A 19977-nucleotide genomic window follows, 5' to 3' on the forward strand; every position below is an offset into this window, starting at 1 on the left:
GCAATGCTTTGACATAACTTAGGGTATTAGATTTTTTTATCACCATCATCAACAAGCCTGTTCGGTATTAATAATATATCATTGCTAAACAATAGTTGTCGAGACTTTCTCTTGTAGCGCACTAAACGACTTATCATCAAGGGGGAAAACACAGTAATTATGTCTCAATTATCCCCTTGTCCCTAATTGTCAACCAACTAAAAATTATCCATTATGACTATTTAGCTAATCAAATGAGCAAGTTTTAGCAGTAATGAGTAAATATTTTTCAACTGTATTTAGCCCTTCTCGCTTTGCTGTTAAGTATTTTGAGGTGGTAGGTTTACGTTCAGAGGTTTTTAAGGAGTTAGAGTCTATTCTACGCAATCCTAATTTAAAAAAAGCCAGGAAACTGAGAAACGCAACTTTATTAACGGTGGTGACTCCCCTGTATCAATTTGTTAAAAAGCTACCAGCTTATACTAAGCAAACTAAAAGACTTAGTCAAGAAGCATTAAAGGTGCTCAAAGCCTTACAGGAAACCGTGGAACCTGATGAATTAATTTTTACTCAACTTCCTCTAGCTTGTAATTTATCGCCAATTGGAACAGAAGAAGGTGATGAAAGTGCAATAGCCAAAAATTTACGTAACAAATTAGTTCAAGCTTTACGAGAAATTCATACCGCCTACGAGAAGTTATTAAGTGAATGTCAAAGCTTACTCTATGAAGCTTTTGGAATTAGAAGTAATGAAAAGCAACTGCGAGAAGATTTAAGATTAAGAGCTAAATTATTAGTAGGTCAATGTGTAGAGCGCAATTTAAGAAGTTTTGTACAAGCAGCTATTGATGAGGATAAATCTGATAGTGAATGGTTAGAAGCTTTAGTAATGGTGATTGGGGATAAACCCCCTACTTCTTGGAAAGATGAGGAAGTTACAGCATTTGAGATTAAGTTATCAGATATCGCCAGAAGATTTAAGAATTTAGAAGCTTTACAGAAAGATGTAGCAGCTAAAGATGATAGAAGATTTGAGGCTAGACGGATTACTGTAACTCGTCCTGATGGGAAAGAAACTCATCAAATGCTATGGCTTGATAATAGTAAAGATATTGAAATAGAACAACGTGTTCAAGAAATTTTAGATATAATGCCTAAGGATGAGCCAAGTCGTCAAGCGATATTAGCGAAATTAACCGAGATAATTTTGCGATCGCCATAGAAGAATTTACCAAGAAATTTATATTTATTTCACACATTTTAAATTTTTCAGTAAAATTGTAGATTAAGTAAGATTTTGTGAAATTATATAAGTATATGCCCAAACTCATTTTCTCAAATGCCAGAAAAAAAAGTTAGAAACATTTTATATACAATCTTAGATTAAAACAATTTTGATAATTTAGTTCATAGGTGATTTAGTGAGTAATAATGAAGCTCGTAATTTTAAACTTCCTCAATCTGATAGTTTAAATATTTCTGCATTATCATATCTATTCGCAGAAACAACTAATTCATATAAATATCTTTACTTTATTTCTCTATTAGATATTTTAAAACAAAAAGATTTTGAGCTATTTTCTGAAATTAGTTTTGAAGAGATAGTTGTAGAAATGTTAGTTAACGCTTGGTATCCTCACATTTATTTTAAACTATCTTTTGGTACACAAGATCAAATTATTCAAAAGCTTGATTCTTTAAACCTTGAAATTAAAGAACCAATTTTAAAATTTACGGACAAAGATAAAAAAGTTTTACGAGATAATATTCAGTCTAAACCCTTAGATAATATTATTAAGTACTTAGCAAAATATGTTCCTTATCGTCTTCTCTGTCCTTTTTTAGAAGAAGAATTAAGGAAAGAAAATGTTAATAGAGGGAGAGGAAATGATTTAGAAAAGGCGATGCCGCGGATAGTTGATAAATATTTTGAATCTCGAAAACCTCTCTACCGTTTTGACTCACTTGAATACAGTCAATGTGAATCAATTATTTTTCATTCTGAATGGATAGAGTATATTCACGAAAATTATATAACCATTAGAGAATGGATATCTTGGGAATGGCTGATTTATATGCAATCTAAAAACCCAAATGTTAGTAATATGGTTGATAAGCTTTTTATTTTTGAAGAAAAATAGTTTTAAAAAATTTGATTAAGTTTTCTATCACTATGTCCCAAACAGCGATTACTCAAAAAATTAAAACCATTGGTGAAGCTGAACGGCAATTTAATTTAGTACGTACTGCTGATGTTAACTTCTTTCTAGAATGGCAAGAGGGATTAGAGAATTTAACTGATTCAGAAACAGCAGTATTAGATAGAATTAAATCCCGATATCGCTATCATCGCGCTAATGGAAGTTTAGCAGAAGGGTTAGTTAATCTACTCGTTTTATCACCTTTACTGGAGTTAGCTGGATTTTATGATCCTCCATTTAGAATGCAGGGAGAAGTCGCCGTTGAAGTAAGTACTTCTATGCCAACTAGTGAAGTGTCTGAAGAAATTTTGCGAGGAAGAATTGATTTTTTAGTACTGTCTCAGAGTTTGTGGATAGCTGTTTTAGAGTCAAAGGGAACAGAGGTTAATCTGGATATGGCCATTCCTCAAACTTTAGCCTATATGATGGCCAATCCTGAATTAGAAAAATCTGTATTTGGGATGATTACCAATGGAGGCGAGTTCTTTTTTCTCAAGTTGAATCGCCAAGGAACACCTCAATATGATATCTCTCGTGTTTTTTCTCTGTTACCTTTACAAAATGAACTTTATGATGTGTTGAAGGTTTTGAAACGGTTGGGAAGTCGTATTGAAGATATTAATACAAGTTAAATTTTATCTAGACAATATACACCTTAATACAAAGTCGGTTAAAAATTATAGTTTATATTTGATGTAGAACTTGAAGCTCTAAGAAATACTAGCACATAAAGCTATAAACAATTTACTTCAACAATACTTAGAAGATAACAGTTGAGCATTAATTCTTTAACTCCAAAACTTCAAAACTTCAAAACTTCAAAACTTCAAAACTCAACCCCAACCAGATTTTGTAGGTTGGGTTGAGGTTACGAAACCCAACAATCTACTTATTATCTCCCATTATATTTGTGTTGGGTTGCACTTTGTTTAACCCAACCTACAGACTTAGCGGGGGGAGTGTCAAGAAGGATACCTGGTTAAAGCCCTACGAACTGCTTCTGGCTCTCGATCGATAACAAACAGAAAATTCTTTGATGCACCCGATGGCACACGGCGACCTTGCTCCCAATCCTGAACGGTTCTGACCGAAACCCCAAAATAATCAGCAAAGGCTTTCTGACTCATATTCAGCTTTTTACGGATACGCCGGACATTAATTTCTTCAGGGATATGAACAACAGCGCCGTTGTCTTCACCTTTGGCAAAGGCAAGGGCTTCTTCCATTCCTTTGATAAGACTTTCACCTAATTCGCTCATATCTTTTTCCTCCTCTCTATTTCAATAAGACTAGTAGACAAAGTTTTCAGGATCTTCTTTTCTTTGTCCGTAATGTTTTCTTTCTGGCTTTTTGCATAAACAGTCACCAGAAATACAGGTATATCAACGCCGCTAAAAAAAGTAATAACACGGTATCCTCCGCTTTTTCCCTTACCTTTGGCAGCTACACGCACTTTTCTCATGCCACCTGTACCGACTATTTCCTCGCCTAAATCTGGATTGGCCGCAATTAGATCAATAATGCCAAGACGCTCATCATCGGATATGCCTAATTTCTTAGCACATCTTATAAATTCGGGCATTTCAACAACAGTCTGCATAGCCCCATTATATACGGCATTGCCGTATGCTTGTCAAGCTTGTTTTGAGATTTTGTAGGTTGGGTTGAGGTTACGAAACCCAACAATCTACTTATTATCTCCCATTATATTTGTGTTGGGTTGCACTTTGTTTAACCCAACCTACAGACTCATTACTTCAAGACTCAACCACCACAAGTAAATGAGTGATAAAGATGCAAGATCTGAGTAATACACACCCGACAAAATCAGGCGCATTCGCTTTTCTCAGACTTGTTTTCCAAAAGTTATTGGTGTAGTAGGGGCGCAAGGCTTGCGCCCTTTTTATTTCTACTACAAGTGCTAATACTCATTACTTCAAAATTCAGCCACTACAACTACTAATATAATGTTGGGTTTCGTGACAAGGGCCCAACCTACAGGCTACCTTCTTACTCATTACTTCAAAACTCATTACTTCAAAACTCATTACTTCAAAACTCATTACTTCAAAACTCATTATGGTGCGTTACGGGCTGCGCCCTAACACACCCTACTAATGCTGCTTCAAAACTTCTTTCACTTCAAGACTTCAAACTCATTACTTCAAACTCATTACTTCAAAACTCATTACTCAACTACAAGTTGATAGGGCTAAAGCCCTACTACAAACTTATTTAACGAATGGTTACTGAAACAGTATAACCCACTGTCTTACCAGTATCTTGGTCATTCCCCATCAGATAAACTCGAATAGTATACTCCCCATCTTCTGGCAAACTCACTTCACCATATCTCTCAGGACTACTTGAACCATTGAAAATCGCTTCACCATCACTACCGGGAGGTAAAATGTTAAAAAAAGCATTACCATCTCCATTGGTACCATCAATAGTCAGGGCAACGGCCATGGTCTGACCTTTCTTCGCCGAAAGTACATAGTCAACATATTCCTGACCAGTGATTGTGCCGTTTACACTTGCGTTGTCACTACCTGGTTGAAACTGAACAGAAGAGGTATTTTGAGCTAGAGATGATAGAGGAGCTATCCCTGCGGTAGCTAGAGCTACTGTAATCAAGGCAGTTTGAGCTAATTTGCGAATCATGGTAAATTCCTTAAGTTTGAGCTTTAAAAATAAGGGCAAATATATTTTACTTACTTTTTTCAGAATTTAACTAAAAGTTTTTACTCTAACTTAGAGCAAATTTTTTGCTGAATTTTCAGTAAGATTAAATGAGATAAATAACTATAACCAGAAGAAAGGGAGTAATTATCGCTAATTATGCTGAGCAATAGTCTTGAAATGGTGATCATTTCATTAGCCGCAGTGGTTTGGGTAGAATTAGTCAGAGATGTATATCATTTTTTAGCCCATTACTGGACACCCCTATATCGCCTACACGCTTGGCATCACCGCGTTTTTCGTCCAGATTTATCGGTAGTCAGTGAAACTATTTACCGCAAGGCCCAATGGTACAATGATTTACCAGAATCTATAGTAATGTTGTTGTTGAGTTTGATTCCAGTTTGGCTAACTAGCAAGTTATCATTGACTTATGATTGGACCGCTTGGGTAGGATGTATTTATAGTCTCAGTTTCCTCCTAGGGGCGATCGCCCGAGGGAGTGGGATTCCTCTAGCAGATGAGATTACAGATATAACTCATCGTCCAGGAGCTTTTAACAGTCTACCGGGAGACTGGTTCGTAAATCGCCCCTATCATTGGCGTCATCATTTTGATAACCAAAAAGCTTATTATTCGGGTACTTTTACTCTAGTAGATAAAATTATGGGTACAGCACTTTCTCTCAAAGGCAAAACTATCGCCGTTACAGGCGCCTCCGGTAGTTTAGGTCAAGCTTTGTTAAAACAACTTACCCAAGAAGGTGCCAAAGTTATCGCCCTAACTTCAAAAAACCAAGAAATAACCATTACCGTTGGTACAGAAAAACTCCCCATAAAAACTATTACCTGGGGAGTTGGTGCTGAGGAAGAATTAACTTCCGAATTAGCTAAGATAGATATACTGATAATTAATCATGGAATCAATGTACACGCACAGAGAACCCCAGAGGCGATCGCCAATTCTTATGAAGTCAATGCTTTTTCTAGTTGGCGACTGCTAGAGTTATTTCTAACAACCATCACCACCAACGAAGACAAAGCCAAAAAAGAAGTCTGGATGAATACCTCAGAAGCTGAAGCTTCTCCCGCCTTTAGCCCTCTGTATGAATTAAGTAAACGCACCCTAGGGGATTTAATCACTCTACGTCGTCTCGACTCCCCCTGTGTCATCCGTAAATTAATTTTAGGACCCTTTAAAAGTAATCTTAATCCCATAGGCATTATGTCTCCAGATTGGGTAGCAAAACAAATCATTAATTTAGCTAAACGAGATATACGCAATATCATAGTTACAGTAAATCCCTTAACTTTTGTTACCTTCCCCTGGAAAGAGTTTTGGGTATCCATTTACTTTAGACTATTTACCCGTCAATCATCAGGGGAAAAAAGAGATCGCACTAAGGCTGTTTAAATCAAATTATTGTGAGGATAAATATGGAAATAGGTGTTCCCAAAGAAATTAAAGACCAAGAATTTAGAGTAGGCTTAACTCCTAGTAGTGTAAGAACACTTACAGAACAAAAGCACCAAGTTTATGTAGAAACAGGTGCTGGAGTAGGTGCAGGTTTTACTGATAGGGACTATGAAACCTCAGGAGCTACTATTGTCAATCAAAAAGAAGCCTGGTCTCAGGAACTAGTCGTCAAAGTAAAAGAACCCCTAAAGGCAGAATATCAGTTTTTACGGTCAGAACAACTACTATTTACCTATTTACATCTAGCCGCAGACCGCAACCTCACAGAAGCATTAATTAAATCAGGAGTCAGCGCTATCGCCTATGAAACAGTCACCCTAGCTGATGGAAGACTCCCCCTCCTGACTCCTATGAGTATTATTGCCGGACGACTCTCCATTCAATTTGGCGCCCGCTATTTAGAAAAACAACAAGGAGGTAGAGGAGTTCTTCTCGGGGGTTTTCCTGGTGTGCGACCTGGACAAGTAGTTATCCTTGGCGGTGGGGTAGTTGGTACAGAAGCGGCTAGAATTGCTGTAGGTATGGGTGCAAAAGTATCAATTCTTGATGTAAATGTGGAGCGTTTAGCATATTTAGAGACTATCTTCGGTTCCCGTGTAGAATTACTGTATAGTAACTCAGCTCAAATTGAACGAGTAGTTCCTCAAGCAGATTTACTCATTGGTGCTGTCTTAATTTTAGGACGTAAAGCACCCATATTAGTTAATCGAGATTTAGTTAAACAAATGCACGACGGTTCAGTCATTATTGATGTTGCTGTAGATCAAGGTGGTTGTATTGAAACTATGAAAACTACTTCCCATAGCTCTCCTACCTACGTAGAAGAAGGTGTACTTCATTTTGGTGTACCTAATATGCCTGGTGCGGTTCCCTGGACAGCTACTCAAGCGTTAAATAATAGTACCCTACCCTATGTTGTTAAACTTGCTAATCATGGTTTAAAAGCTTTAAAAGTGGATCCTGTTTTAGGACAGGGTTTAAATGTCCATAATCACTCATTAATTCATCCTGCCGTCCAAGCAGTGTTCCCTGACTTAACCTAGTAGGATGATTAAATCCGGCTACCCCTTCTAAAAAGTAGGGGTAAAATAGAACCAATCAGGATGCCAAAACCTACACACAAAGAAAGTAAAACTCCCACTGGCATCTGAATTGATTCTAAGAAAAGAAATTTAATAGTTACTGGTTGAATATTTTGAATGGAAAAAATAGCAATACTAACTATCCAACCTGTCATCAGAATTGCTGCAATAAGACTTAAAGTTGTTTTCATATTTTTATATTAAGATGTTTTGAAAACTGGATTGAGTATTATGTTATATGATAACATCTGCGTTCAAACTCTGAGGTCAAATGGGAGAAATTCAACGAACAACTTCGATAGAAATGCCGATGTTTAATTTTCCCCAAGCTTTGTCCGTGGTGACTGCGGTATAATTTAGGTGTTGAGCTAACCTAAACAAGCCCTATCCCCTAAAGATAAGCCTAAATGACGAGTGAGAGGACGCAGACGGGCGCAACATAAAGCTAATGGCTCATCAAAGGGAATGACCTCAAGATTGAGATAAGAAAGCACTAATTTAATTTCTGGTTCTGGGACATTTTTTTCGATAAGTTTGGCGATGGTTTCACTGAGGTTAACCGCACTAATAACAGACGCCGCTAAAATTTCACTAACGCGCTTGTTTCCTGGTTCTTGATTAAGAACAGCAAGGACAGCAGAAGCATCAAGGACATAATTACTCATTTTCTGCTTCAATCCGACGTTCTTCAATCAATTCAGTGGCTAATTCCTGATTTTTCGTGTAACGGGTGACGATTTCTTGAGCGCGACGTAAGGCTTCGGTTCGGGGTAAAATGCGGATGGTTCCTTCTTCGAGGGTGAGAATAACGTCATCCCCTGTATTAAGGGCTAAAGCGCGACGATATTCTGCCGGAATGACAATGCGCCCTCCATCAGTGATCTTGGTGGTTGTTCCTTTATCTGTCATAAGTTTTATTTATGGCATAATTTATATATAGCAATGAGCGTTGTAGTGTTAACAATATTTAGATAAACTTTTCCCCCCAACCCCCCGCAAACTCGGGGGGCTTTTCATAATAACTGTAAACATCTATTTGCGAGCTTGCTATATCTACCATTTTAACAAAAAATCCCTAACTATAAACTTAGTTTAGTTAAGGATTAATATTAGCTAAAAATAGCAAAACTATTTGACTCTATTATTTTTTGCCACTAATTGAGTTTTTCAGATCAATAATTATAGGAGGAATTAACTTTTTGATTACAGTTTTAGAGTTTTCCGAAAAAGACTTTTTAACTTTAATATCTTCACCTTCTCTAGCTTTAAACAAAGTTGTATGGCTGCCTGAAACTTCTTCCGCTGGACGGCCGTTACTATAGTAATATAAGGCTAAAGATTTACGACTCATACCTTCAGGACAAGTGAGAGGGTCTGGATGACCATGATAGGAAAAATCAGTGGTACTAAATATAACACATCTATTAAAAATAGGAAGAACTTTACTATAGCAGTTTTTCATCTCCCTATCCCAGAGTTGAAAATGACCACCATATTCTTCTTTCCAGTCTTTATTTAAGTAAATTAGTAAATTAAGACGACGATCTAGTTTTAAACGTGTGTGACGATTAAAATCAGCATGAACTTTTAAATATCCTCCAGGTACAATTTGATGCAAACCACCACCTACAAAATGAGGATCAGGAATTATGCCATCAATACCAGTTAACTTTTCTAAAAAATCAATAAAGGTACTAGAATTCAACTGATAAAGCAACATCCGGGTTTTTTCACCTATTTGTAATTCAGAGGTAGATGCCAGTTTTTTTTCAGTTTTAAGATCAAAGCTTTGCCAATCAATATCTCCTGGTTTAGGAAATTCCCTAAGAATTTCTTCTAAAACTGCTGAAGGAAGAAAATCATCGATGATAATATGAGGAAAAGGCTCAGCTTGAGCATAACTTTCTCGATTCTTAGCAGCTAAATCTTCTAAATATTGAGGATCTATGCAGAATAGTTGACTGTTGACTATCATTTAAACTCCTAGTTTTTCAAATTTCTTTTTAAGATAACATTATATTATTTTTAATGACGATCGCCTCTTTGTTCTCAATTTCTTTATTATTCTCTTGATTAGCGATCGCCCCCCTGAACGGTTACGATAAAATTATGGTTCTAATGCTGAACGTCCTTGTTTACCCAATCTTATTACTACAAAATACAGTAAATAGAGAATATACACAACTAAACCCATGACCCCAAAAAACCCTAACACGCCCGGATCCCCCTCAGGGTGCAAATAAGCCTTGTAACCCCAGGGTGCTTCTAGCCAAACGCGACAATAACTAGTTTCTTTAATCACAGATGCTGATTTAAAGGCACAACTTACGAAGGGTAGAGAAAATAGCACTCCAATAGTACAATAAACAGTTACAGCCCAACGCCAGGCAGTAAAGAGTAATTTAAGTAAACTTTGACGTAAATCACCGATTTCTTCATTTAAATCAACCCAAAACCAGAGAGAAACAGGTATTAATATGCGAGCAAATAAACCTGTTAAAAAGCTAAAAGGAAAAGAGGCGATCATCAAATATACAGTTATCATTAACAAACTCGAAACCCGCCAATAGATAATTAAAAGACTGCTAATAGATTCTACTCTTTTGCGTAAAGCCCAGAGAATCAAAATCAGGGGAACAACCACGCAAAATAAGACAGCTACTCGGTAGTCAGCCCAGACTATCTTAGTTAAAATATCTGGGTTAATTTGGTCAAGATTCAACATAATTTAATACTAATTACCTCCAATATATATAATATAAATATTAACTAAGTTGGGCAACAATTTGGTTAGCAAGAAGAGTTTTATCAGTTAATAAATCTTCTACAGTGATGCGGAGAAAACGTTGTTCATCCACCGAAAACTTTAGTTTCAGGCGATCGCTCCCCGGATTGCCCAAGGGATCTAATTGAGCAATAGTAGTAGCACCTGGTTTATCATTTAGAGGTTGTACTTGGGTTTCTCCTGGTCCTAAAGAACGAGTAATCAGACGATTGCCATCAAAATAAACTTCAGTAGCCCCAGTATCTGCCCCTAATTCTCCGATAATTAGTTCAACACTTGGCTGATTAGCTACAGAAGCCCCTAAAATCAACTCTTGTGGTTGAGTCATAGGATAGGGTTGACCACTTCTAATCAGAGGTTGCCAACTATGGGCTTGAGTTTGACGATTCCAGTAACGAATCCCGTAACTATGGTAGAGAAAATCAATAACCTTAACCCCTTGAGTTAATTGTAAAGCGCCACTAGCTATAGCATCAAAGGGGCGATCGCCTTTTATTTTTTCTAGAGGAAAATACTTTTCAATCCAGGTTTTTACTGCGGGTATTTGTGCGGTTCCCCCTACAAGCAATACAGCATCAATTTTATTTTTATTAATTCCATTACCTCTTGCCTGTTGTAAAATTTGATTCATCAATTCATCTAATTGACTAAAAAACTCATGTTCTGCCAAAATAGATTCAAAAGTTTTTCTATCCAAACTTAACTCATAACTAGTCAAAGTTAAATCATCAAAATAAACTTCAGTAGCATTTTCCTGTTGAGATAGTTTAATTTTCAGACGTTCACAGAGACGATTAATTAAACTTGACTGAGGTAATCCTTGATTTTCCGCAAAATAGTCAACTAACCAAGCATCTAAATCATTACCTCCCAAATTTTTACCTACTTTAGCTAAAACTCTCGCTTTTCTCTCTTTTTGTCGGGGATTTTTTCCCAGAAACTTGCCCCCCAATTTCAGAATAAAACCAGAAGTTTTAGTTTTATTAGACTGATTATCTAACTCAACCAGAGAGAAATCTGCCGTACCTCCACCGAAATCAACTACTAGTACAGTCTCCGCTTCTCCTGTACCATAACCCAAAGCTGCCGCCGTAGGTTCATCAATAATTTTAATCTCATCAATCGACCACTCTTGACAAAGACCAGTTAACCAGTGGCGATAACTCTCAAAACTATCTACAGGTACGGTTAGTACTACAGATTGAGGAGTTTCACCAATTTGATTTTCTAACCCTTGGAGAATTTCTCGAAAAAACCAACTACCCAATTTTTCAAAAGTAATTTTGGTTTGATCTATTTCTGGTAAAAAACCTTGTATACTTGCGCCGATGCCTCTTTTGAAACTAGCAAAGAAGCGTGGGTCATTTTTTACGTCTAAGCGTTTATTTCTAACTACTTCCCCTAGGAACACTTTTTCTGTTTGAGCGTCTTGTATATAAAGTAAACTAGGTATCAAAGCAAGATTATTACCAATTTGAGTAGAGACTTTCGGGAGACTAACTAACTCAGATTGCTGATTTACCGAATTCCAACGGGTAATAACCGTATTTGTGGTACCAAAATCAATAGCGTAAGATAGAGTCAAAGTGTTTATTTCCTCTGTGTTTCTATAGCTAATTTTACATCTTTTAGGGCTACTTATTTTAGTTGAGGTGAATTGTGAAATTTAAGAAAAATTTGTTACGTTCTGTTACTAGTCATTTAGTAGCATTGATTGTCGGTGTGTCTCTTTCTTTTGGCAGTGTAAGAGTCCTCTCCTCCTTTGCTGACACCAGCGTTGATTCGGTGAATCTCAGTCCTACAAACTCAAACGAGTTAATCGCTTTAAATACTACTAATACTAATAGTTTTGTGTCACAAGCTGTAGAATTAACTGGTCCTGCTGTAGTTAGAATTGATACCGAGAGAGTTGTGACTCGTCGTCTCAATCCTATGTTAGAAGACCCATTTTTTCAAGACTTTTTTGGGAATCAATTTTCCCAACAAATCCCGGATCAGCAAAGGGTCGCAGGTCAAGGATCAGGATTTATCGTTGATAAGGAAGGGATAATACTAACTAATGCTCACGTAGTTGACAAAGCAGATCGGGTAATTGTCACTCTCAAAGATGGTAGAACCTTTGAAGGAGAAGTAAAAGGTAGTGACGAAATTACCGATTTAGCCGTAGTAAAAATTGAGCCTCAAGGTAATGATTTACCAATTGCTCCCTTAGGAGATTCTGAGAGTATTAACGTGGGTGATTGGGCGATCGCTGTGGGTAACCCAGTGGGTTTAAATAATACTGTTACCCTCGGGATTATTAGTACTTTGGATCGTCCTAGCGCTTCCGTAGGTATTCCTGATAAACGGATTGATTTTATTCAAACTGATGCAGCTATTAACCCTGGTAACTCAGGAGGTCCTCTGCTTAATTCTGCTGGTGAAGTTATTGGGATAAATACCGCTATTCGCGCTGATGCTAATGGTATAGGCTTTGCTATTCCCATTAACAAAGCTAAAGAGTTACAAGATATCTTAGCTAGTGGTCAAAAAGTGGCTCATCCCTATATTGGTGTACAGATGATCACTCTTACCCCGGAAATAGCTAGAAAAAATAATCAAGATCCTAATTCTCCTTTTTTAATTCCCGAAGTATCTGGAGTTTTAGTGGTCCGAGTTATTCCTGAGACACCCGCCGCCGCCGCAGGTATACGTATGGGAGATGTAATTCTCAAGGTTGATAATCAAAAAATCACTGATGGTACTCAATTACAATCTCTAGTGGAAGAAGCAGGAGTTGATAAAAATATCAAGGTTACTGTCCAAAGAGGCGATAATATTCTTGATTTTGTCGTTAAAACTGCTCAATTAGATAACTAGTAATTACCAGAAGGGCGATCAAATCTTATTGAATAATTTCTCTACAAGGGGCGATCGCCTCTTTTTTTTGCTCTTACACACTTTTGTATTTGCGTGCTTTGGTCTAAGGAACAGGGAACAGAGAGGAATATCAGTTTTTTAGTTAATTTGATAATATTCAGTTTTAATGCGTCTATTGCTTAATAAATAATTAAACTATTCATCGCTATTATACCATCTCTAATATTAAGCATACATTTAACAACGAGCAAGTGCGAGATCTCGCTCCTACTCACATCTTTCACCAGTACATAAGTACTAAATTAACCTCAGAAAAAGTTCATTTCTCTCTAGCCTAAGATCTTGCACTCGATCAACCAATTTTTAAGCATTTAGCATTAATTCTCTAACTCATTACTCATTACTCATTACTCAAAAACTCATAACTTCTTACTTCAAGACTTCAAGACTTCTTACTTCAAAACTCGTTACTCATTACTTCAAAACTCATTATTCATCCACCAGTAACATTAGGTAAAGATGCAAGATCTAAGTCCTAGGCGAGTGCGCCCGACCCTCAATTACTTTAGCCGCATTTTTATATTACATACTCAGTAAAATTTAATACAAAATGATTACTTTCGCTGCTCAGTATCAAAAGTGTCTTTTTTTTTAGCAAAATTTTCCCTAATTCTCAGGAGAAACTCAGATTTACTGTTTTAAATATAATTATAGGTTAGTAAACAAGTAATGATTAGGAGCGTGATTAATTCGTGACTCAAGTACCTAACTACCTCGATCAAGAACAAGCAGTTTTAACTAGATATCAACAAGGTGCCCAAGAACATCAACCCTCGTTGTGTTGTCCTACTGAATATGATCATGACTATTTAAAAATCTTACCAGATGAGATTATCGCTAAAGACTACGGTTGTGGAGATCCCACTCGCTATGTTAATCAGGGGGAAACTGTTGTTGATTTGGGTTCCGGTGCTGGAAAAAACTGCTATATACTAGCACAAAAAGTCGGTGCCCAAGGTAAGGTTATTGGTGTAGATTTTAACGATGCTATGTTGCAATTAGCAACTAAGTATCAACAAGAAATTAGCGAAAAATTGGGTTATGCTAACACTCAATTTTTAAAAGGCAAAATCCAAGATTTACAACTAGACTTAGCCGCCGTAGACAAAAGACTAAAAACCGAACCGATTACCTCTGTAGAAGCTTGGGGAGAATTTAATGCTTTTTGCGATCGCCTGCGCCAAGAAAAGCCCCTAATTCCTGACAATAGCGTTGATGTAGTTGTATCTAACTGTGTACTTAACCTAGTTAATCCCCAAGACAAACAAAAGCTATTTGTCGAAATTCATCGTGTCCTGAAAAAAGGTGGTAGAGCCGTTATTTCTGATATAGTTTGTGATCAGGATCCTACTCCAGAAATCCTCAATGATCCTGATTTATGGAGTGGTTGCATTGCTGGAGCTTTTCGCGAAGATGTATTTCTCGAAATGTTCGCAGAAGCAGGCTTCTATGGTATAGAAATCTTACAACGTCAAGAAGAACCTTGGCAAATAGTCAATGGTATCGAATTTCGTTCCCTGACTATTCGTGCCTTCAAAGGAAAAGAAGGTCCTTGTTTAGATCGTAACCAAGCAGTTATTTATCGTGGACCCTGGCAACAGGTACGAGATGACGACGGACATATTCTCTGTCGTGGGGAAAGAATGGCCGTCTGCGATAAAACCTACAATATTCTTACTAATCCCCAAGGTCCATACCATCAAGATATTATACCTGTACCTCCTTATCAAGATATTCCCCTAGAATTAGCGCCAGAGTTTAACTGTAACTCTAAAGCAATTCGCTCTCCTAAAGCTACTAAAGGTGCTGATTACAATATGACTAGTGATAATTCAGATACTGAATGTTGCACTTCAGATCCCTGTTGTTAAGGTATCAGGTGTCAGGTTTTAGGTTTCAGTATTAGTATTAGTAGTATTAGTAGGGTGTGTTAGGGCGAAGCCCGTAACGCACCAAACATGAGTAATGAGTAATGAGTTTTGAAGTAATGAGTTTTGAAGTAATGAGTAATGAGTTTTGAAGTAATGAGTAATGAGTTAAAGAATTAATGCGATCGCGCTTAAAAATTGATTCGGAGCCTGTTGGCAAATTTCTGTACTTTTGTATTTGCGTGCAAGATATGAGTAAGGCAATTCTCTTACTTTTCTCACCCTCTTCCCCTCTTCCCCTCTCCCCCTCTCCCGGAGCTCCCCCTCTCCCCCTCTCCCGGAGCTCCCCCTCTCCCCCTGCTCCCGGAGCTCCCCTATTCCCTCTTATTGATAATTAAGGAAAGAATATGATTCAATCAACTGTTAATTTTACTCCCTTTCAAGAAAAACTAGATAGTCCAATTACCAAAGATAGAATTACTACCCTACAAATTAACTTAGGGAAAAAGTGTAACTTAGCTTGTACTCATTGTCATGTAGAAGCTGGACCAAAAAGGACAGAAGAACTATCCCCAGAAATTTGTAGTCAACTACAAACAATAATTACTAAATTTCCTCAGATTAAAACAGTAGATTTAACAGGAGGAGCACCAGAAATGAATTATGGTTTTCGTCCTCTAGTAGAAACAGCAACTAAAGCCAAAAAAGAGGTGATTGTTCGCTCTAATTTAACTATATTTTTCAGTCAAGGGTTTACCGATTTACCAGAATATTTTGCTCAAAACAAACTTAAAGTTGTGGCTTCTCTTCCCTGTTATTTAGAAGATAATGTGGATAAACAAAGGGGAGCTGGAGTTTATAATAGTTCAATGAAAGCTCTACAAATGCTCAATGACCTAGGTTACGGAACTAACCCAGAGTTAACTATAGACTTAGTATACAATCCTCAATTACCTCGGGATGTTAATTTCTCTCTTACTCCCGATCAAATAAAATTAGAACAAGATTACAAAGCTTATCTAAAAGATAACTTTGGTATTCTTTTTAATCACCTATTCACCATCACTAATTTACCGATTGGTAGAGTTAAACAATATTTAGAAAAACAAGAACTATATCTACCATATATAGAATTTTTAGCTAACCATCATAACTCTAACAATGTAGAAAAGTTAATGTGTCGTTCTCAGCTTTCTATTGACTATTTGGGGAATATTTATGATTGTGATTTCAATCAAATGGAAAATGTCCCATCTCTTACAGCAGCAGGAGAAAAACTAACTGTAAGTAAATTATTGAACTTAAATAATTTAGATGTGATTAATACAGTTAAAACAGCTAATTATTGCTATGGATGTACAGCAGGAAGTGGTTCTAGTTGTGGAGGATCATTAATCTGATGGAAATCATCAAAAGAAAGAAAAAATCTGCTAAATTGAGCCAAAAAATTATCAAGTTTCTCGCTATAGTAGCGGTAATCGTTTTAATTATTGTTATTGGAAAAAAATTAGCCGTGTTTGAATTTATTAATCAAGGTTTACAATCAATTTTAGCTGGGATTCAAAATCTGGGTCCGTGGGCGGCGATCGCCTTTATTGGGATTTATGTTGTCTCAGCGGTTTTCTTGATTTCTGGGGCGGTTTTAACTTTAGGTGCAGGAGTACTCTTCGGTGTAGTCCAAGGTTCCATTTATGTTTCTATTGCTTCAACCCTGGGTGCTACCACAGCCTTTTTAATTGGTCGTTACTTAGCTAGAGGTTGGGTGGCTAAACAAATTGACAGTAAACCGAAGTTTAAAGCCATAGATGCCGCCGTAGCTAAAGAGGGATGGAAGATTGTTGGTTTAACGAGATTATCACCAATTTTCCCTTTTGTTTTTCTCAACTATGCTTTTAGCTTGACTAAAGTTTCCCTGAGAGACTATGTCGTAGCTTCTTGGATTGGTATGATGCCAGGGACAGTAATGTATGTTTATATCGGTTCTCTGGGGAAAAACTTAGCTAGTTTAGGCGCCGGAACTCAACAGGCAGATGGTTTACAATGGGCGATTAGAATTATTGGTTTTATCGCTACCGTTGCTGTCACTCTATATGTAACAAAAATAGCCAAACAAGCTTTAGATAATCAAATAGAAAAAGGGTGAAAATTAATTTTATTAAATTAGGTTTAGGGATAGTTTTATTCTTGCTATCTTTATTTCTAGTTATAGGTCCAGGGAAGATAATTTGGGACTATGACCTGCTTTTAGAATATTTACAAAGCCATCAAAGCGCTACTGTACCTATATTTATTTTAGTCTACGCTATTCTTACAGTTTTAGGCATCCCAGGTACCTTATTAACCTTCATAGGCGGTGTAATCTTTGGTTTGTGGTGGGGAACTTTGTGTACAGTAATTGGGGCTACCCTGGGGGCTTTAGGTGCGTTTTGGGTGGCACGCTATCTTTTGAGAGATTACTGTAAACAGCGTTGGCAAAATAATCAAATCCTGGCTAAATTCCAAAGTGCTGTGGCAAAAAAACCCTTTAGATTCGTTTTAATTGTGCGTTTTGTGCCCATTTCTCCCTTTAATTTAGTAAATTTTCTCTTCGGATTAACCGTTATTCCTGCTTTCCCCTATACTTTAGCTACTTTTATTGGGATTATTCCCGGCAGCTTGGCTTATACTTGGTTAGGAGTAAGCGGTCAACAGGCTTTAAGCGGTGGAGATATATTCCCTCTATTTTTGGCGATGAGTTGTTTATTTTTGTTATCTATACTTCCCTGGTTGGCTAAAAAGTTTAAAAAGTGAGTCAAAAGTTCATTTCTCTTTCGTTTAAGAAAAGCATCAGGAGAACAAAAATACTGAATATGTCTTTTTGGTCAACCAATTTTTAAGGGCGATCGCATTAATTCTTTAACTCATTACTTCTTACTTCAAAACTTATTACTTTAAGACTTCAAAACTCATTATTCATCCACCAGTAACATTAGGTAAAGATGCGAGGGTCTGAGTAAAGAGGTTTTGTGAACGAATTTGTATTAATTATTCATACGAAAATAATATGCGCAGTAGTAGGGGCGCAAGGCTTGCGCCCTCTGTTTGGCTTGTCTCATATCTTCCACCAGAACTTATGTACTAATTTTTCAGGAAAAATGTTCTTTATGGTTAATTCTCTATAATCTTTGTCTCCTAGGGGTTTAACACCAATTCTTTTACTCATTACTCCTTACTTCAAAACTCATTACTCAACCTCCACCAGTAACTTTGGGTAAAGATGCGAGGGTCTGAGTTGCGCCCTCTGTTTGGCTTGCGCCTATTTTTGTTTCCTAAAACTGAAATCAAAGCACTCCTAAAAAAGTACGAAATAGGCCAACAGGCGAAAATCAATTTTTAAGTGGTTAGGATCAATTCTTTTACTAATTACTTATTACTCATTACTAATTACTCATTACTCCTAATAAACCTGCAATTCTAACCATTCTAATCATATAAAATAAAAGAAATTAACAAATCATTAAAATAAAATGATCGCAAATAGGAAAAACTTGGGTAAAATATATTTATAATAAATTAGCTCATCAAATAACGTGTTTCAATCTCAGCAAACCATAGAAAAGCGTTACACACTTGAAGAACAGCTAGGACATTCATCCTCTTTTGATTATCAAACTTGGCTGGCTACAGATTTATCTATTGATGATGTAGTAATTCTCAAATTAGTGGCTTTGAACTCTCAAATGCGTATACAACAATTAAGTATATGGCAACATCAAATTGATACACTAAAAACCCTAAACCATCCTCGACTACCTAATTATCTTCATTACTTTGAATTTACTAATGAAGCTGATATGCTTCCTTGGTTTGTTTGTGTAAGAGAATACATTCATGGCATTTCTTTAAAAGAATTAATCGCTACTAATCAAACATTCTCCACAGAAGAAATTAGCTTCATAGCTACTCAAGTCTTAGAAACATTAGATTATCTACATCAATTAACTCCCCCAATTATCCATAACAATATTAAGCCTGCTAATCTAATTAAAAGCGACAGCAAAGAAATTTACCTAGTAGATTTTGAGATTTTTGATAGTATCACTTCCAGTAACAAAGATTATCAAGATCCAGAATCCAATCTTAATTCGGAATCTGAAGCCAATACTGATATTTACGCTTTAGGCGCTACTTTGATTCATCTAGCTACGGGAAAATATCCTGTTGATTTGCCTCAACTTCCCCAATTAGTTGATTTAAAACCAGATTTAGTTACTTGGATAGAAAAAACTGTTACCCTAGATGTTAACCTACGCTTTAACTCAGCATCATTAGCATTACAAGATTTGCTGAAGGACAAATTAAAAAAATCTTATCGTATTAAAGTTACTAGCACTGGTCACGAAAAACCCCAAAATACTAAAATTAGTTTAGTTACAACCAGCCAAAAGTTAGAAGTTTTTTTCCCAGAGGGAGGATACCGTCGTTTAGGCAAAATCATCGATCCAGATTTTTGGCAAGTAGAGAGAAAGATATTTGGCAAAATCTATGGTGAACTCTATAATATATCTCCTCTCAGTTTAATTATTATTTCTTTAGCTTTAATGATTTTTTTATTGGTTATTGGTTTGCATCTAGTAGCTTTTGTGATCTTATTTAGTAAATTATTAATTGTTTATAAAGAAAATATTCAACTCAATATGACTAGGCAAAAAATAGAAATAATTCGCCAAAGTCTAGGAATCGTATATGTAAATAAAGAAGTCGCTTTAGAAGATTTACAAGGAATTTACTTAAAAAGAAAAGATTACATTTATGAAATAGTCTTAGAAACCGATATTGATACCTGGATAATTGGTAATGCCTTAACCAAAGATGAATGCCTCTGGTTAATTGACAAAATCCAAACTTGGCTAGAGTTAATAGAATCAGACAATTGATTGAGCAACACTAACTATACTCAATGTTACTAACCCTGGGGACAAAAAAACTACGAAAGAATAAATTAT

General features: G+C 36.5%; 20 protein-coding genes. 11 read left to right on the plus strand and 9 right to left on the minus strand.

All coding sequences use genetic code 11. From position 1 onward, the window contains the following. Positions 1-253 precede the first annotated feature (253 nt). The 3 genes from MW688_RS21145 to MW688_RS21155 all read left to right on the plus strand — a co-directional run bounded on the left by MW688_RS21145 (position 254) and on the right by MW688_RS21155 (position 2812). The gene (locus tag MW688_RS21145) at positions 254-1201 is read left to right on the plus strand and encodes a hypothetical protein (protein WP_486737991.1); all 948 of its coding nucleotides are present in this window, start codon (positions 254-256) and stop codon (positions 1199-1201) included. A gap of 199 nt (positions 1202-1400) precedes the next feature. Further along, entirely contained in the window at positions 1401-2120 is a 720-nt protein-coding gene (locus MW688_RS21150; RefSeq protein ID WP_486737992.1) for a hypothetical protein, read from the plus strand. 11 nt (positions 2121-2131) lie between these two features. Next, entirely contained in the window at positions 2132-2812 is a 681-nt protein-coding gene (locus MW688_RS21155; RefSeq protein WP_486737993.1) for a type I restriction endonuclease subunit R, read from the plus strand. 330 nt (positions 2813-3142) lie between these two features. Here the strand turns inward: MW688_RS21155 and MW688_RS21160 are convergent, their stop codons facing one another. The 3 genes from MW688_RS21160 to MW688_RS21170 all read right to left on the minus strand — a co-directional run bounded on the left by MW688_RS21160 (position 3143) and on the right by MW688_RS21170 (position 4844). Beyond that, positions 3143-3439 carry a helix-turn-helix domain-containing protein gene (locus MW688_RS21160; protein WP_486737994.1) on the minus strand — a complete coding sequence of 99 codons (297 nt, stop codon included), beginning with the start codon at positions 3437-3439 and terminating at the stop codon, positions 3143-3145. Beyond that, complete coding sequence (locus MW688_RS21165; RefSeq protein ID WP_486737995.1) at positions 3436-3780, minus strand: type II toxin-antitoxin system RelE/ParE family toxin; 345 nt, start codon at positions 3778-3780, stop codon at positions 3436-3438. The genes MW688_RS21160 and MW688_RS21165 overlap by 4 nt, the downstream gene beginning before the upstream one ends. A gap of 635 nt (positions 3781-4415) precedes the next feature. After that, entirely contained in the window at positions 4416-4844 is a 429-nt protein-coding gene (locus MW688_RS21170) for a hypothetical protein (protein WP_486737996.1), read from the minus strand. Between the two features lie 177 nt (positions 4845-5021). Here MW688_RS21170 and MW688_RS21175 point away from each other — a divergent pair, with 177 nt between their 5' ends. Together MW688_RS21175 and ald are read left to right on the plus strand one after the other, a co-directional pair. After that, on the plus strand, positions 5022-6275 hold the full coding sequence (locus MW688_RS21175) for a bifunctional sterol desaturase/short chain dehydrogenase (protein WP_486737997.1): 1254 nt from the start codon (positions 5022-5024) through the stop codon (positions 6273-6275). 23 nt (positions 6276-6298) lie between these two features. Continuing rightward, positions 6299-7381: an alanine dehydrogenase gene (ald, locus tag MW688_RS21180; RefSeq protein WP_486737998.1), complete on the plus strand. Its 1083-nt coding sequence runs from the start codon at positions 6299-6301 to the stop codon at positions 7379-7381. 8 nt (positions 7382-7389) lie between these two features. On the opposite strand, the gene MW688_RS21185 is transcribed toward ald, so the two are convergent. The 6 genes from MW688_RS21185 to MW688_RS21210 all read right to left on the minus strand — a co-directional run bounded on the left by MW688_RS21185 (position 7390) and on the right by MW688_RS21210 (position 11790). Further along, entirely contained in the window at positions 7390-7611 is a 222-nt protein-coding gene (locus MW688_RS21185; protein ID WP_486737999.1) for a LapA family protein, read from the minus strand. Between the two features lie 177 nt (positions 7612-7788). Then, positions 7789-8085: a type II toxin-antitoxin system VapC family toxin gene (locus tag MW688_RS21190; RefSeq protein ID WP_486738000.1), complete on the minus strand. Its 297-nt coding sequence runs from the start codon at positions 8083-8085 to the stop codon at positions 7789-7791. Further along, positions 8078-8329: an AbrB/MazE/SpoVT family DNA-binding domain-containing protein gene (locus MW688_RS21195; RefSeq protein ID WP_486738001.1), complete on the minus strand. Its 252-nt coding sequence runs from the start codon at positions 8327-8329 to the stop codon at positions 8078-8080. Before MW688_RS21195 ends, MW688_RS21190 begins: the two co-directional genes overlap by 8 nt. Before the next feature lie 232 nt (positions 8330-8561). Continuing rightward, the gene (locus tag MW688_RS21200) at positions 8562-9395 is read right to left on the minus strand and encodes a 2OG-Fe(II) oxygenase (RefSeq protein WP_486738002.1); all 834 of its coding nucleotides are present in this window, start codon (positions 9393-9395) and stop codon (positions 8562-8564) included. Positions 9396-9527: 132 nt separating this feature from the next. Next, a complete protein-coding gene (locus MW688_RS21205; protein WP_486738003.1) occupies positions 9528-10145 on the minus strand; it encodes a DUF3177 family protein in 618 nt (205 codons plus the stop codon). 40 nt (positions 10146-10185) lie between these two features. Then, complete coding sequence (locus MW688_RS21210) at positions 10186-11790, minus strand: Hsp70 family protein (protein ID WP_486738004.1); 1605 nt, start codon at positions 11788-11790, stop codon at positions 10186-10188. A 74-nt stretch (positions 11791-11864) separates the two neighbouring features. Between MW688_RS21210 and MW688_RS21215 the strand changes: the two genes are divergently transcribed. The 6 genes from MW688_RS21215 to MW688_RS21240 all read left to right on the plus strand — a co-directional run bounded on the left by MW688_RS21215 (position 11865) and on the right by MW688_RS21240 (position 19908). Further along, positions 11865-13064, plus strand: a complete 1200-nt coding sequence (locus tag MW688_RS21215) for an HhoA/HhoB/HtrA family serine endopeptidase (RefSeq protein WP_486738005.1) — start codon at positions 11865-11867, stop codon at positions 13062-13064. A 752-nt stretch (positions 13065-13816) separates the two neighbouring features. Further along, the gene (locus MW688_RS21220) at positions 13817-14995 is read left to right on the plus strand and encodes a methyltransferase domain-containing protein (RefSeq protein WP_486738006.1); all 1179 of its coding nucleotides are present in this window, start codon (positions 13817-13819) and stop codon (positions 14993-14995) included. A 404-nt stretch (positions 14996-15399) separates the two neighbouring features. Next, positions 15400-16392, plus strand: a complete 993-nt coding sequence (gene arsS / locus MW688_RS21225) for an arsenosugar biosynthesis radical SAM (seleno)protein ArsS (RefSeq protein WP_486738007.1) — start codon at positions 15400-15402, stop codon at positions 16390-16392. Beyond that, entirely contained in the window at positions 16392-17135 is a 744-nt protein-coding gene (locus MW688_RS21230; RefSeq protein ID WP_486738008.1) for a TVP38/TMEM64 family protein, read from the plus strand. The genes arsS and MW688_RS21230 overlap by 1 nt, the downstream gene beginning before the upstream one ends. Further along, positions 17132-17782, plus strand: a complete 651-nt coding sequence (locus tag MW688_RS21235) for a TVP38/TMEM64 family protein (RefSeq protein WP_486738009.1) — start codon at positions 17132-17134, stop codon at positions 17780-17782. The genes MW688_RS21230 and MW688_RS21235 overlap by 4 nt, the downstream gene beginning before the upstream one ends. Positions 17783-18561: 779 nt before the next feature. Continuing rightward, positions 18562-19908 carry a serine/threonine protein kinase gene (locus MW688_RS21240; RefSeq protein ID WP_486738010.1) on the plus strand — a complete coding sequence of 449 codons (1347 nt, stop codon included), beginning with the start codon at positions 18562-18564 and terminating at the stop codon, positions 19906-19908. The last annotated feature ends 69 nt before the right edge of the window (positions 19909-19977 follow it).

This window comes from Johannesbaptistia floridana (assembly GCF_057440575.1).

Excerpts from the sequence above, each read along its gene's own strand:
- MW688_RS21145 (WP_486737991.1), top strand. The coding sequence starts at position 254 with ATGAGTAAATATTTTTCAACTGTATTTAGCCCTTCTCGCTTTGCTGTT.
- MW688_RS21160 (WP_486737994.1), bottom strand. The coding sequence starts at position 3,439 with ATGAGCGAATTAGGTGAAAGTCTTATCAAAGGAATGGAAGAAGCCCTT.
- MW688_RS21165 (WP_486737995.1), bottom strand. The coding sequence starts at position 3,780 with ATGCAGACTGTTGTTGAAATGCCCGAATTTATAAGATGTGCTAAGAAA.
- MW688_RS21170 (WP_486737996.1), bottom strand. The coding sequence starts at position 4,844 with ATGATTCGCAAATTAGCTCAAACTGCCTTGATTACAGTAGCTCTAGCT.
- MW688_RS21175 (WP_486737997.1), top strand. The coding sequence starts at position 5,022 with ATGCTGAGCAATAGTCTTGAAATGGTGATCATTTCATTAGCCGCAGTG.
- ald (WP_486737998.1), top strand. The coding sequence starts at position 6,299 with ATGGAAATAGGTGTTCCCAAAGAAATTAAAGACCAAGAATTTAGAGTA.
- MW688_RS21185 (WP_486737999.1), bottom strand. The coding sequence starts at position 7,611 with ATGAAAACAACTTTAAGTCTTATTGCAGCAATTCTGATGACAGGTTGG.
- MW688_RS21190 (WP_486738000.1), bottom strand. The coding sequence starts at position 8,085 with ATGAGTAATTATGTCCTTGATGCTTCTGCTGTCCTTGCTGTTCTTAAT.
- MW688_RS21195 (WP_486738001.1), bottom strand. The coding sequence starts at position 8,329 with ATGACAGATAAAGGAACAACCACCAAGATCACTGATGGAGGGCGCATT.
- MW688_RS21200 (WP_486738002.1), bottom strand. The coding sequence starts at position 9,395 with ATGATAGTCAACAGTCAACTATTCTGCATAGATCCTCAATATTTAGAA.
- MW688_RS21205 (WP_486738003.1), bottom strand. The coding sequence starts at position 10,145 with ATGTTGAATCTTGACCAAATTAACCCAGATATTTTAACTAAGATAGTC.
- arsS (WP_486738007.1), top strand. The coding sequence starts at position 15,400 with ATGATTCAATCAACTGTTAATTTTACTCCCTTTCAAGAAAAACTAGAT.
- MW688_RS21230 (WP_486738008.1), top strand. The coding sequence starts at position 16,392 with ATGGAAATCATCAAAAGAAAGAAAAAATCTGCTAAATTGAGCCAAAAA.